Origin of the sequence: Rhizobium sp. CCGE 510, assembly GCF_000292525.1 — a bacterium.
Taxonomy (GTDB): Bacteria; Pseudomonadota; Alphaproteobacteria; order Rhizobiales; family Rhizobiaceae; genus Rhizobium.
This window is the reverse complement of the sequence record NZ_AEYF01000043.1, coordinates 1-13,923: the sequence shown is the minus strand read 5'-3', so window position 1 is coordinate 13,923 and position 13,923 is coordinate 1. Positions and strand designations below refer to the sequence as shown.

General features: G+C 61.4%; 8 protein-coding genes. 6 read left to right on the top strand and 2 right to left on the bottom strand.

Annotation, left to right across the window (positions count from 1 at the left end; translation table 11 throughout):
• Window positions 1-316 precede the first annotated feature (316 nt).
• Window positions 317-2,431 (bottom strand): glycine--tRNA ligase subunit beta, encoded by a 2,115-nt coding sequence (gene glyS / locus RCCGE510_RS19935; RefSeq protein WP_007632929.1) that lies wholly within the window; start codon window positions 2,429-2,431, stop codon window positions 317-319.
• Between the two features lie 418 nt (window positions 2,432-2,849).
• Between glyS and RCCGE510_RS19930 the strand changes: the two genes are divergently transcribed.
• From RCCGE510_RS19930 to ubiA, 5 genes are all read left to right on the top strand, one after another.
• The gene (locus RCCGE510_RS19930) at window positions 2,850-5,159 is read left to right on the top strand and encodes a Tex family protein (protein ID WP_007632928.1); all 2,310 of its coding nucleotides are present in this window, start codon (window positions 2,850-2,852) and stop codon (window positions 5,157-5,159) included.
• A 133-nt stretch (window positions 5,160-5,292) separates the two neighbouring features.
• Entirely contained in the window at window positions 5,293-6,552 is a 1,260-nt protein-coding gene (locus RCCGE510_RS19925; RefSeq protein ID WP_007632927.1) for a cyclopropane-fatty-acyl-phospholipid synthase family protein, read from the top strand.
• Between the two features lie 41 nt (window positions 6,553-6,593).
• A complete protein-coding gene (locus tag RCCGE510_RS19920) occupies window positions 6,594-7,175 on the top strand; it encodes a histidine phosphatase family protein (protein ID WP_007632926.1) in 582 nt (193 codons plus the stop codon).
• Window positions 7,176-7,535: 360 nt separating this feature from the next.
• Entirely contained in the window at window positions 7,536-8,348 is an 813-nt protein-coding gene (locus RCCGE510_RS19915; protein ID WP_037079293.1) for a MipA/OmpV family protein, read from the top strand.
• Between the two features lie 282 nt (window positions 8,349-8,630).
• A complete protein-coding gene (gene ubiA, locus RCCGE510_RS19910; RefSeq protein ID WP_007632923.1) occupies window positions 8,631-9,590 on the top strand; it encodes a 4-hydroxybenzoate octaprenyltransferase in 960 nt (319 codons plus the stop codon).
• Window positions 9,591-9,684: 94 nt separating this feature from the next.
• Here ubiA and RCCGE510_RS19905 read toward each other — a convergent pair whose 3' ends face one another.
• The gene (locus RCCGE510_RS19905; RefSeq protein WP_007632922.1) at window positions 9,685-10,251 is read right to left on the bottom strand and encodes a DUF6101 family protein; all 567 of its coding nucleotides are present in this window, start codon (window positions 10,249-10,251) and stop codon (window positions 9,685-9,687) included.
• A 297-nt stretch (window positions 10,252-10,548) separates the two neighbouring features.
• Between RCCGE510_RS19905 and RCCGE510_RS19900 the strand changes: the two genes are divergently transcribed.
• Window positions 10,549-13,878: a DUF1217 domain-containing protein gene (locus RCCGE510_RS19900; RefSeq protein WP_007632921.1), complete on the top strand. Its 3,330-nt coding sequence runs from the start codon at window positions 10,549-10,551 to the stop codon at window positions 13,876-13,878.
• Window positions 13,879-13,923: the final 45 nt, after the last annotated feature.

Here is a 13,923-nt window from a genome sequence, read left to right as displayed (position 1 = left end):
GACAAGGGTGACGGCAGCGTAACAAATTCAAGCGAAATGCTTGCGGCGTGGATACTCGGGTCAAGCCCGAGTATGACGGAGAGTGGGGAGGCACGGTGGGCAAGAGGCGAGACGTCGGGAGGAATTCCAGCAAAGTGCGCGAACGGTTTTGACTGGGAATTACGCAAACAACAACAGAAATTCCTACAAAATCACGACGCCCTTACGATCCTTGCCGCATAGGCTCCCCCCACCCTCCGTCGTCCTCGGGCTTGACCCGAGGACCCACGGCCGCAAGCACTGCGTCACCCTAAAGCACCCAACCGAAAACCGGCTCTCACCCCGAAATCTTCGAGAAATCCGCGACCGTTCCCGTCGCCTCGCGGATCAACCGGAGCAAGGCGAGGCGGTTGGCGCGGATGGCGGCGTCCTCGTCGTTGACGAGCACCTCTTCGAAGAAGCGGTCGACCGGGCCGCGCAGCTTGGAAAGGGCTGCCATTGCCGAGCGGAAATCTTCGCCGGCGACGGCATCAGCCGCTTCTTTTGATGCACCTGATATTGCCGCAAACAGCTCCTTTTCGGCGTCGAGCTTCAGCAGTGCTGCCGAAACGCCATCGGCGATCACGGTGCCCTTCTTTTCCTCGGCGGCGAGCAGCTGCGTCGCCCGCTTGCTGCCGGCAAGCAGGTTCTTGCCGTCTTCCGAGGTGATGAAGGCGGTCAGCGCTTCGACGCGGCGGGCCACCATCAACAGATCGTCGGCATCGGCTGTCAGCACGGCGTCGATGAGGTCGTGGCGGGCACCCTGGTCGCGCAGATAGACCTTGAGACGGTCGTGGAAGAAGGAGAGCAGGTCGGCGTCCTTGGTCGTCGCCAGCAGCGGCAGGCGGACCCTGCGCTCCAGCAGGATCCGGACGACACCGAGTGCCGCACGCCGCAGCGCGAATGGATCTTTCGAGCCGGTCGGCTTTTCATCGATCGCCCAGAAGCCGGTCAGCGTGTCGAGCTTGTCGGCAAGCGCGATGGTGATCGCCACCTTGTCCTCCGGCACGCGGTCTGATGGACCCTGCGGCTTGTAATGGTCCTCGATCGCCGCGGCAACGGAGGCATCCTCACCCTGTAGCACCGCATATTTGCGGCCCATCAAGCCCTGCAATTCCGGGAATTCACCGACGGCTTCGGTGCGAAGATCGGCCTTGGCGAGCACGGCGGCGCGATCGGCGAGCACCGCATCCGCGCCGATGATCTTGGCCAATTCCTTGGCCAGCGCCCGGATGCGGCCGACGCGCGCTCCTTGCGTGCCGAGCTTGGCATGGAAGGTCACATCGAGCGCATCGAGCTTGGCCATGCGCTGGTCGAGCGGCTTCTTCAGGTCGAGGCCGAACTTTGCCGCCGAAGCGTCAAGCGTCTCCAGATCCGGCAGGTCGCCCTGATCGCGCTTCCAGAAATGCAGCGCATCCGAAAGCCGGGCCCGCACCACCTTGCCGTTGCCGTGGACGATTTCCTTGCCGCCGTCGTTCGCCTGGATATTGGCAACCAGGATGAACTTGTTCGACAGCGTTTCCTCGACCTGTTTGCGGGTCACGAAGCACTTCTGGTTGGTCTTGATCGTCAGCCGGATGATTTCGGAGGGGATGTAGAGATAATCCTCCTCGAAGCTGCCCATCAGCACCTGCGGCCATTCGACGAGGCCGGAGACTTCCTCCAGCAGGCCTTCGTCATCCACCAGCTCCAGCCCATTGGCGAAGGCGATGTCGCGGGCGTCGTGCAGGATGATGTCCTTGCGCCGCTCGGCGTCGAGGATGACCTTCGCCTTCTCCAGGTTCGCAGCATAGTCGTCGAAGCGCCGGACGGTGATCGGCTCGGGTGCGTGGAAGCGATGGCCGTAGGTGATGTTGGAAGCGGTGATACCGTCGATCTCGAAGGGGATGACGGTGGTCTCTTCATGCTCCGGGCCGAAGGTGCAGACGATCGACTGCAGCGGCCGCACCCAGCGCAGCGCGCCTGGTCTCGTGGAAGCCTTGCCCCAGCGCATCGACTTCGGCCAGGGAAAATCGCGGATGATGCCGGGCATCACTTCGGCAACGATCTCTTCGGCCGAACGGCCCGGCCTGGAGATGACCGCGACGTAGAAATCACCTTTCTTCGGATCGCTCACCACCTGCGCCTCGGAAACCGACGAAAGGCCGGCGCCGCGCAGAAAGCCCTCGATCGCCTTCTCGTTGGCATCGGTGCGCGGGCCCTTGCGCTCCTCGCGCACATCGCCGGAGCGCGCCGTCAAGCCGTGGATGTCGAGCGCAAGCCGCCGCGGCGTCCAGTACTCACGCGCGCCCTCATAGGACAGGCCCGCTTCGACAAGCGCATCGGTGACCAGCTTCTTCAGGTCGCCGGCAGCCTTGCGCTGCATGCGGGCCGGAATCTCTTCGGAGCGGAGTTCGAGAAGAAGGTTTGGCATGTCAATCTTTTCCTTGCGCCCGCGGGCAGGGCGATCCAAAAACGTTGCTTCTGCTATCAAAGAATGCCGCATCTGCACAACCGCAAAAACGGAAGAGAGCGATGGGGTAGGGCGACCCGGCAGGCGTGTTGCCGGGTGGCCCCCTCATCTGCCTGCCTGCATCTTCTCCCCGAGGGGAGAAGGGATATGTCGCACTGCTTTCCTCCATCACGGACGGCGGCGAAGAATGGGCCGCTGCCGCACGTCCCCTTCTACCCATCGGGGAGAAGGTGCCCGGCAGGGCGGATGGGGGCCACGCGGCAACACGCCTGCCGATCCCCCAAATCACTCAACTTCCGCTGTGGAAACCACAGTCGGGCATTGCCTTGCCGCTTTTCGCCGTTATGGTCCCGCAACTTTCGTCGACATAGGAAATCCCATGGCCGCAGACCTCCGTTTTCTCGCAGCCCGCATCTCGGCCGAAATCAACGCCCGTCCCGAACAGGCCAAAGCCGCCATCGAGTTGCTCGACGAGGGTGCCACCGTGCCCTTCATTGCGCGCTATCGCAAGGAAGTGACCGGCGGGCTTGACGATACGCAGCTGCGCAATCTCGCCGAACGCCTGGTCTATCTGCGCGAACTCGAAGCCCGTCGCGACGCGATCGTCGAATCGATCACCGGCCAGGGCAAGATGACGGACGAGCTGAAGGTGAAGGTTTCTGGTGCCGAGACCAAGGCCGAGCTCGAGGATCTCTATCTGCCCTACAAGCCGAAGCGCCGCACCCGCGCCGAAATCGCGCGCGAACGCGGCCTCGGCCCGCTTGCCGAGGCGATCCTTGCCGACCGCGGCCGGGAGCCGGCGGGGCTCGCCGAAGGCTTCATCACTGCTGAGGTGCCCGATGTGAAGACGGCGCTCGAAGGCGCCCGCGATATCGTCGCCGAAGGCATTGCCGAAAATGCCGACCTGCTCGGCAGATTGCGCGCTCATCTGCGTCAGGCTTCGCTGCTGAAGGCCAAGGTCGTCGATGGCAAGCAGGCGACGGGCGAGAAGTTCTCCGATTATTTCGACCATTCCGAACGCTGGTCGACTGCTCCCGGCCACCGTGCGCTCGCCATGCTGCGCGGCTGGAACGAGGAGGTGCTGACGCTGACGATCGAAGCCGACGCCGAGACCGCCTCTCCGAACAAGCCGGTCGAACGCATGATTGCTTCAGCCTATGAGATCGGCGCGAGCCGCCCCGCCGACCGCTGGCTGATGGAGGTTGCAAGCTGGGCCTGGCGCGTCAAACTTTCCATGTCGCTCTCGCTCGACCTGATGCGCGAACTGCGCGAAAGGGCCGAAGAGGAGGCGATCCATGTCTTCGCCCGCAATCTCAAGGATCTGCTGCTCGCAGCACCTGCCGGCTCGCGCGCGACGATGGGTCTCGATCCCGGCATCCGCACCGGCGTCAAGGTCGCCGTCGTCGACGGCACCGGCAAGGTGATTGCGACCTCGACCGTCTATCCCTTCCAGCCGAGGAACGACGTGCGCGGCGCCCAGGTCGAACTCGCATCGCTAATCCGCAAGCACAATGTCGAGCTGATCTCGATCGGCAACGGCACCGGCAGCCGCGAAACCGAAAAGCTGGTGGCCGACATGCTGGCCGAGTTGCCGGCGCCGAAGCCGACCAAGGTCATCGTTTCGGAAGCGGGCGCCTCGGTCTATTCCGCCTCGGCAACCGCGGCGGCGGAGTTTCCCGATCTCGACGTGTCGCTGCGCGGCGCCGTCTCCATCGCCCGTCGCCTGCAGGATCCCTTGGCCGAACTCGTCAAGATCGAGCCGAAGTCGATCGGCGTCGGCCAGTATCAGCACGACGTCGACCAGCAGAAGCTGTCGCGCTCGCTCGATGCCGTGGTCGAAGACGCCGTCAACGCCGTCGGCGTCGATCTCAACACCGCCTCTGCGCCGCTGCTGTCCCGCGTCTCCGGCCTTGGGCCCTCGATCGCCGATGCCATCGTCCGCCACCGCGACAGCGAGGGCCGTTTCGAGACCCGGCGGGACCTCATGAAGGTCGCCAGGCTCGGCGGCCGCACCTTTGAGCAATGCGCCGGCTTCCTGCGCATCCCGAACGGCAAGGAGCCGCTCGATGCCTCGTCGGTGCATCCGGAGGCCTACGGCGTCGCCAAGAAGATCGTCGCCGCCTGCGGCCGTGATCTGCGCGCGCTGATGGGTGATAGCGCCGTGCTGAAATCGGTCGATCCGCGCCAGTTCATCGACGAGAAATTCGGTCTGCCGACGGTCAGGGACATCATCTCGGAGCTGGAAAAGCCGGGTCGCGACCCGCGTCCGAGCTTCAAGACCGCGACCTTCGCCGAGGGCGTCAACGAAATTTCCGACCTCAAGCCCGGCATGGTGCTTGAGGGAACGGTGACCAATGTCGCCGCCTTCGGCGCTTTCGTCGATATCGGCGTGCACCAGGATGGGCTGGTGCATGTGTCCCAGCTTGCCGACCGCTTCGTCAAGGATCCCCACGAGGTTGTCAAGGCGGGCGATGTCGTCAAGGTGCGGGTCGTCGAGGTCGATGCCAAGCGCAAACGCATCGCGCTCTCGATGAAGCGCGATGACGGTTCTTCGGCATCTGCGCCGCGGGGTGATTCTCGCGGAAACCAAAACTCCAAGCTGCAGAACGAGCGCCGGCCTGCCGCCCCAAAACCGGAAAGCCAGGGTGCTTTTGGCGCCGCACTCGCCGAAGCGATGAAGCGAAAATAAGGGTTTAGTCGGTGTTTCGGCAAAAATGCAACAGTTTGGCAACGTTCTGAGCGCAGTGCGAAATCCGGCGCTTGTAAGGCGAAAGAGAGTGACTAAGTTGATGTGACCATCCTGTCACATTTGCGAGGCGTCCATGGCGTCGGCTTTCCTCTCGATCGTCCAGCAAATCATCCGCAAGGGTTCGTTGAAACTTACCCTTGCCAATGGCGAGACCCATATGATCGGCGACGGCACCGGTGAAACCGTTGCCGCCCGCCTTGCCGATCAGGAGGCCGAGGACGCCATCCGGCGCGACCCGACGATGAAGCTCGGCGAAATGTATATGCAAGGCCGGTTCATCCTCGAACAGGGCAACATTTACGATTTCCTGTCGCTGGTGAAGCAGAACACCACCAACGAGATCTTCGATTTCAAGATGGCAATGTTGCTCGTTGGCCGCATTGCCTGGCAGCAGGTGAAGAGCCGCATGCCTGGCAATCGCAACAAGCACAACGTCGCCCATCACTACGACCTGTCGGCCAAGCTCTTCGATCTGTTCCTCGACGAGGACTGGCAATATTCCTGCGCCTATTTCGAACCGCCAGGTATCGGTCTCGACGAGGCGCAGCTCGCCAAGAAACGCCATATCGCCGCCAAGCTTCTGCTCGAGCCGAACCAGCGCATCCTGGAGATCGGCTCCGGCTGGGGCGGTATGGGCATGTATCTGACGGAGGCGACCGAAGGCGCCGATTTCACCGGCATCACGCTGAGCGAGGAACAGCTCAAGGTCTCGCGCGACCGGGCGGAAAAGCGCGGCCTGTCCGAGCGTGTGCGTTTCGAGCTGCAGGACTACCGCACCATGACCGGCAGGAAGTTCGACCGCATCGTCTCGGTCGGCATGTTCGAACATGTCGGCATCGGCAACTACCCCAATTTCTTCCGCAAGGTATCGGACCTGCTCGACGATAACGGCGTCATGGTGCTGCATTCGATCGGCCGTCCGAAGCCGAGCTTCGGCACCAATGCCTTCATCGAGCGTTACATCTTCCCCGGCGGCTATATCCCCTCCGTCGGCGAAGTCGTGCCGCCGCTCGAAAAGGCCGGGCTGCTGGTCAAGGATGTGGAAATCCTGCCGATGCATTATGCCTATACGCTGCGCCACTGGCGCGAGCGTTTCGTGGCGCGCAAGGCCGAAGCGGTGGCGCTTTACGACGAGCAGTTCTTCCGCATGTGGGAATTCTATCTGGCCGGTTCCGAAATCGGTTTCCGCTGGGACGAACTCTTCATCCTGCAGATCCAGATCGCCAAGAACCCGTTCGCCGTTCCCGACAACCGCAATTACATCGCGCGGAACGAGGCCAGGCTGAAGGAATTCGAGGCAAGGCGCGCACCGCTGGAAAAGGTGACGTTCTGATCGGCAGCACGTGGGCCGGCCATAATGAAAAGGTAGGGCGAATGAGCAGTGCGTTTCCCGAAATCTATCTCGTCCGCCATGGCGAAACCGAATGGAGCCTGTCCGGCCGCCATACCGGACGCAGCGATATTCCCCTGACGGAGAACGGTGAGGAAGCCGCCCGCAAGCTTGCCGAACGGCTGGCGGGTCACGCCTTCTCCGCCGTCTGGTCGAGCCCGTCCGTGCGAGCCCGCAAGACCTGCGCGCTCGCCGGTTTCGCATCGGGCGCAGTGATCAAGGAGGATCTCGCCGAATGGGACTACGGTGCTTATGAAGGCGTCACCACCAAGGCGATCCTGACGGAGCGGCCAGGGTGGCAGCTCTTTCGCGACGGCTGCCCGAATGGAGAGTTCGCCGCCGATGTCGGCGCCCGCGCCGATGCCGTCATCCACGCCCTTCGCCAGGCGACGGGCACCATCCTGATCTTCTCCAGCTCGCATTTCCTGCGTGTGCTCGCCGCCCGCTGGCTCGGCCTGCCGCCGGAAGGCGGCGCCCATTTCGTGCTCGACACGGCTTCTATCAGCGTGCTCGGCTACGAACACGATTTGACGGAACCGGTCATTCGCCGGTGGAACCAGAGATAGGGATGCTGCGGGGTGGGTTTGCGGAATTCGAAGCAGATGCCACCAGCCGTGTGGCCCCCTCATTCGACCCTTCGGGCCACCTTCTCCCCGAGGGGAGAAGAGGGAGCGAGGCGCGCCGACACTGGCTAAACGAACCCTATTTCTCAAGGCACTCCAACGGGGTCGCTGACGAGGCGACACTCTCCCGCTTCTCCCCAGCGGGGAGAAGGTGGCCCGCAGGGTCGGATGAGGGGGCGGCACGGCACATCTTTCAATAGCGCCCTTTGTCCCCCGTGGTTAACACTGGGGTAACGACATCCGGATAAATGTAGCGGACGCCGCCCTCCGCGGCTTTGTTTTTGCGTTTTCTGGAGTGTGGACGTGTCTCATCGGTCAGTCGTATCGATCTCTTTGGCTATTGCCCTTTCATCCTTTGGTTCGGCGGCGGCGCAGGAAAGCGGCCAGCATTTCTGGTCGGGCGACTGGTATCTGAACGTCGGCGTCGCCGGCTTCTCCGCCCCGAAATTCGAGGGCTCGTCGCATAATGAATTCAAGTTCAGCCCGCTGATCTCGGTCGGCCGCCAAGGTGCCGGCCCGCGTTTTTCCTCGCGCAACGACAATCCGTCCTTCGCCCTCATCGACAAGGGTGCCTTCAGCGCCGGTATCGTCGGCAAGTTCGTGCCGTCGCGCGATGACGGCGACGGCCATGAGCTGAAGGGCTTGCGGAAGGTCAAGTGGGGCGCGGAAGCCGGCGCTTTCGTCGAAGTCTACCCGACCGATTTCCTCCGCGCCCGTGCCGAAGTCCGCCAGGGCATCCGCTCCCATGACGGCGTGGTCGCCGATCTTGCCGTCGATGCCTTCACCGATATCGCGCCCGATCTGCAGCTGTCAGCCGGCCCGCGCGCGACATTTGCGACAAGCGGCTATTACGACGCCTATTACGGCGTCAGTGCCAAGCATGCCGCAGCAAGCGGCCTTGATCCCTACAAGCCATCGTCGGGCATCCAGTCCTATGGCGCGGGTGCCGCCCTGACATGGAAGGCGACCGAAAACCTCTCAGCAAGCTCCTTCCTCGAATATAAGCGGCTGGCCGGCCCGGCTGCCGACAGCAGCCTGGTGCGCGACCGCGGTTCGAAGAACCAGGTCCTGATCGGCGTTTCGGCGACCTACAAGTTCAATTTCTCCCTGCAGTGATCCAATGCATGTCGCCCGGAAGTGTGCAGCGGTTCCGGGATAACGACATGCATAAACATCCAATGCATGTCGCCCGGAAGTGTGCAGCGGTTCCGGGATAACGACATGCATAAACATCCAATGCATGTCGCCCGGAAGTGTGCAGCGGTTCCGGGATAGCGGCATGCATCAAACATCCAATGCATGTCGCCCGGAAGTGTGCAGCGGTTCCGGGATAACGACATGCATAAGACAAAGAGATCGCTTCTTGACCGGATCGCCGGCCGGTCGCTAGATGGCGGCATGCAAGATACCGGCGACTTCAACGATCGCGTTTCCGACGCACCTTCCGATAACTGGGTCTACCGGATCCTACCGTCATGGCTCTGGCCGTATGCGCAGCTTGCGCGATGGGATCGCCCGATCGGCTGGCAGCTGCTGATGTGGCCGTGTTTCTGGTCGGCGACCCTTGCCGCCAATGCGGCGATCGGCGAGGGGCTCTATTCCGGCAGTCTGCTGGTATCTCACCTTTTGCTCTATTTCATCGGCGCGGTCGCCATGCGCGGCGCCGGCTGCACCTATAACGATCTCGTCGACCACGAAATCGACATGGAAGTGGCGCGCACCCGCTCGCGTCCGCTCCCCTCCGGCCGCGTTACGCGCGCCCACGCGAAGATCTTCATCGGCTTGCAGGCGCTGGTCGGCCTCTTCGTGCTCTTGCAGTTCAACTGGCTGACCGTTTTTCTCGGTGTGCTTTCGCTCGGGATCGTGGCGTTTTATCCCTTCGCCAAACGGTTCACCGACTGGCCGCAATTCTACCTGGGGCTCGCCTTTTCCTGGGGCGCGCTGATGGGCTGGGCCGGCATTTTGGGCGGCCTCTCCTTTGCCGCCATCCTGCTCTACGCCGCCTCCGTCGCCTGGACGATCGGTTACGACACGATTTATGCCCATCAGGACAAGGAGGACGATGAACTGATCGGCGTCCGCTCCACCGCGCGGCTGTTCGGCGACAGGACGAGGCAATGGCTGATCGGCCTTTATGGACTGACGCTGGTGCTGATGTTTATCGCTTTCGTTCTCGCCGGCGCCAATATCATCGCGTTCCTGGCGTTGCTCGGGGCCGCCGGCATGTTCGCCTGGCAGATCCTCCGGCTCGATATCGATGATGCCGCCCAATGCCTGGCGCTCTTCAAGTCGAACAATCGCGTCGGCCTGATCATCTTCTTCGGCCTCTTCATCTCGCTGCTCTTTGCCATTCCCTGAATGGAGCGATGACGTAAACGGTGCATGAAACGACAAACCCGGCGCGGGCGCCGGGTTTCAAAATGGTTGCGAAAAGGCAGCGTCGCTATTTCGCTCAGGTGCGGGCGATGATTTCCTTGCCTTCGATCTTCATGGCGACACCCAGCCGGCCGGTGGTGCGGCGCACGAGGAAGCGCGGGCGCCGGTTGGCGAAGTAGGAATGACGGCGGCGCGGCTTGAGATCGCTGGTGCGCAGGCCGCCAATATGGTCTTCGAGCGGACGGGCGACGCCGTCGGCCTCGACCATCAGCATCGGGATGCGGAAGGCTTCCGACCAGCTGCGCCAGTCGGCGGCGATATCGCTGAGGTCATGGGCGACAAGCAGCGGAATGCAAAGTTCCGGATCGGCGTGGTGAAGCTCGAGAGTGACGGTAACCTCGCCGTCGCCATGGTCGATGGCGCGGGCAGCGACGCCCTTGAAGACGCGCTTCGGCAGGGCAATCGAGAGCGGCAGGCCGCTGGAAGGGAGGATCTTGCGCAACACTGCGCCGCGTTCGTCTATGGTGATGTTGACGTCATCCGAACAATCATGGATGGCGTAGCTGACCTGCTGGGGAAAGCGGGCCGGATCGAGGCGTAACGTCGTGGAAGCCCAGGCGGGCTTCATTGCGGGATTGTTCATGTCATTCTACCCTTGTCTTACCTGAGAGCCGATTTCCGGTCTTCTCCTTGGGACTTTTCGTCCTCTATGGCTGACAATAGGGGCCCGCCGTTCCGTACAGCTTAAAAATTGCGGTTAAGAAAACTTTGCCTCCTCTGATGGTTATCAAAACCGAATCCGGCAGGGTTTCCGGAAGGTGAACGGTGTGGTGTGCTGAAATGATGCATCCTGAGGTAAGCCTCAGGTAAGCTTTCCGTGGCAAAATATGCTTACCAGCAGTTCGTTCTTTTAGAGAGTTTGCCGAAAAGGGCGCTTTTGATGATCACGGCTTCCCTCGCTTACACGATCCTGTCGAAGGATATGACGTCGAGCCTCAGCAAGGTTGCGTCGCAGGCGACGGTCAAAAAGGACGCTCAGTACTACGCCGACCATATCAACAAGGTCACATCGGTCGACGACTTTCTCGGCGACTACAAGCTTTATAGCTATGCGATGAAGGCCTATGGTCTGGAGGATATGACCTACGCCAAGGCTTTCATGAAGAAGGTGCTCGAAAGCGATCTGACCGACGCCAACAGCTACGCCAACAAGCTTTCCGATACGCGTTATCGCGAGTTCGCCTCCGCCTTCAATTTCAATGCGCCGGCCAAGGACGTGCAGACGGATGCGCAGGAGGACGATCTCATCGGCCTCTACAAGCAATCCTTCATCGATGCCGACAAGGCGGCGAGCACCGAGAGCACTTACTACGGCAACAATATCGATAGCGTGCAGACCGTCGACGACCTGGTCAACAACACCCGGCTGCGCACCTATGTACTGACGACTTTCAAAATCGATCCGACCTATGCGTCGAAGGATTTTCTGCGCCAGGTGCTGACGAGCGATCTCAGCGATCCCAACAGCGTCGTCAACACGCAAGGTGGCGACAAGTACAAGGCACTAGCCGCCCAGTTCGGCTTCAATGCCGATGGCACCGTCAACGGCACGGCGCAGACGGCGACGCAGAAGGCTTCGGTCATCGAGAGCTACACGCTGAATTCCCAATCGGTGATCATCGACAATTCGGTCGGTTCCGATGTCTACTATGTCGGCGCAACGGCGGCCGACTACAACAAGGCCTATTATACCGCCAAGATCGGCACGATCACCAATGTCGACGATCTGGTCTCCGACAAACGCCTGACCGCCTATATCACGACGGCCTACAGCATGGGCGCCGATTTTACCGCGGCAGCGCTGCGCACGGTGTTGACCGATCCTGGCTATGCCCAGCTGATGGGCTTCACCAATGTCTACAACGCCTTCAACTTCAAGGCTGACGGGTCGACCTCGAACACGGCGCGCGTCCGGACGCTCGACCAGGCGAACAAGCTGTCCTCGGCTGCGTCGCAGACCGCCAACTACTATAAGGTGACCTCGCAATCGAGCGGCATCACCAATGTCGACGACCTGCTCGCCGACGGAAACATGGCGCGCTACATCAAGGATGCCTACGGTCTCGGCACGGATTTCAGCAATGCCGATCTGAAGAACATCCTGACCGACCCGGCCTATGCCTCCGCGCAGGGCCATGCGGATATCAATGCCGACTTCAACTTCCAGGCGGATGGCTCGATCAACGGGTCGGTGATCCAGACGGAGGCGCAGCGCAAGTCGACCACCGACAAATCGGCGGCCAACGCTGCCCACTTCAACGCCATGATCGACAATGTCACCAACGTCGACGGCATCATGTCCGATCCCGTTGCGGTCAGCTATCTCAGAACCAGCATGCAGATCGCCGACAGCGTCTCCGATGCGACGCTGAGAACCTTCCTCGTCGATCCCGCCGCGGCCAGCGCGCAGGGCTATAGCGACGTCCACGATCTCTTCAATTTCAAGACCGATGGATCGGTCGCCACCCTTTACGCCTCGCAGACGGCGGCGCAAAGCGCCAGCACCGCCAGCAAGGCCGACAATGCGGCCCTCTATTACCAGGCGACGATCGCCGGCATCTCGAACGTCGATCAGTTGCTGACGGACCAGAAGCTGAATAATTTCGTGCGCAACGCCTACGGCATCCCGTCCACCGTCACCGACGTCAACCTTCGCGCTATCCTGACCGATCAGAGCGGCACCGGCACCTATGCCGACGTTGCCGCCGCTTTCAACTTCAAGGCGGACGGCACGCTCGAAGACGGCATGCAGGCGCAGACGGCGGCACAGATCACCAACACGAAAATTGCTGCCGGAGCCCGCACCGACGATTATTCCGCCCGTATGGCGACAATCGGCAATGTCGATGATCTCATCGCCGATCCCGCCATCACCAATTTCCTGAAAAGCACCTACAATCTGCCGTCCGATATCGCGGATGCCGATCTGAAGAGCATTTTGACTGATGCGACGGCCGCAGCCGCAGCCGGCCACGCCGATCTCAATGCCGACTTCAACTTCGCCGCCGACGGATCGCTCCCGGTCGTCAGTTCGGTCCAGACGGCCGATCAGGCGCAGACCACCAATGACAATTACATGGCGCGCTACGACGACGAGCGCGATGAGGCGATCGACGAGGTGGCGTCCAACTACAAAAACATGTTGGCGCCCAGCAACAGCCTGCTGAACTTTTCCGATATCAAGACCGTCAATGATTTCCTGCGCACTAATGCGACGGCCGATTTTACCAAGAGCAACGACAAACTGCCGGATCCCTTTCACGTGGCTCTGCAGGCCTTCGGCCTCACCGACCAGGACGTTTCGCGCTCGATGATGCGCAAGATCCTGACGAGCGACGCCTATGACCCGAAAGGTTATGTCGCCTCCCTCAAGGACGAACGTATCACCAACCTTGCCCGCGCCTTCAACTTCGGCCCCGACGGCAAGGCGGCGTCACCCTTCCAGGCGCTTCCCGACGCGACCTTGGCCAAATACGCCACCGACTATAAAGCGCATGTCACCATGCTGTTGAAGGCCGGCCCGGTAAAGGACAAGGCATCGAAGGACGCGACGACCGAGGTGGATTACTTCGCCAAGGGCATGGCGAAGGTGAAGTCGCTCGACGATTTCCTCGACGACAGCCGCCTGACGGGTCTGGTGTTGAAGGCGAACAACCTCGACCCGAAAGATTACGACAAGGCAACGTTGAAGAAGATCTTCACCTCCGACCCCGACGACAAGAAGAGTTATCTGAACACCAAGGCCGATGCACGCTTCAAGGATATCGTTGCCGCCTTCAACTTCGACAAGGACGGCAATCTCACCCGCGCCAAGATAGGCACCATCCAGAACAAGGCTGCCGAGGACCACACCCAGAAGCTTTTCGTCCAGCAGACGATGGAAGCCCAGCAGGGCGAAAGCAATGACGGCGTCCGCCTGGCGCTCTATTTCAGCCGCAAGGCCCCGAGCATCACCTCGATCTATTCGATCCTCGGCGACAAGGCCCTCTATCAGGTCATCACCACCGCCTTCAGCCTGCCGTCGCAGATCTCGGGCATGGATGTCGCCAAGCAGGCCGACCTCATCAACCGCTTCGTCAAGCTCGAGGATCTCCAGGATCCGAAAAAGGTCGACAAGCTGCTGCGGCGCTTTACCGCCATGTACGACGTCAAGAACAGCACCCAGCAGTCGCCGGCGCTGCAGATCCTCACCGGCGGCGGCACGCAGTAGTCTTAATTGCTCTCCAGTTTCATTGTGAACGACCGGGTTGATAGT

Coding starts and splice junctions, on each gene's coding strand:
- RCCGE510_RS19920 (WP_007632926.1), top strand. CDS start 6,594: ATGAGCAGTGCGTTTCCCGAAATCTATCTCGTCCGCCATGGCGAAACC.
- RCCGE510_RS19905 (WP_007632922.1), bottom strand. CDS start 10,251: ATGAACAATCCCGCAATGAAGCCCGCCTGGGCTTCCACGACGTTACGC.
- RCCGE510_RS19900 (WP_007632921.1), top strand. CDS start 10,549: ATGATCACGGCTTCCCTCGCTTACACGATCCTGTCGAAGGATATGACG.
- RCCGE510_RS19930 (WP_007632928.1), top strand. CDS start 2,850: ATGGCCGCAGACCTCCGTTTTCTCGCAGCCCGCATCTCGGCCGAAATC.
- RCCGE510_RS19925 (WP_007632927.1), top strand. CDS start 5,293: ATGGCGTCGGCTTTCCTCTCGATCGTCCAGCAAATCATCCGCAAGGGT.
- glyS (WP_007632929.1), bottom strand. CDS start 2,431: ATGCCAAACCTTCTTCTCGAACTCCGCTCCGAAGAGATTCCGGCCCGC.
- ubiA (WP_007632923.1), top strand. CDS start 8,631: ATGCAAGATACCGGCGACTTCAACGATCGCGTTTCCGACGCACCTTCC.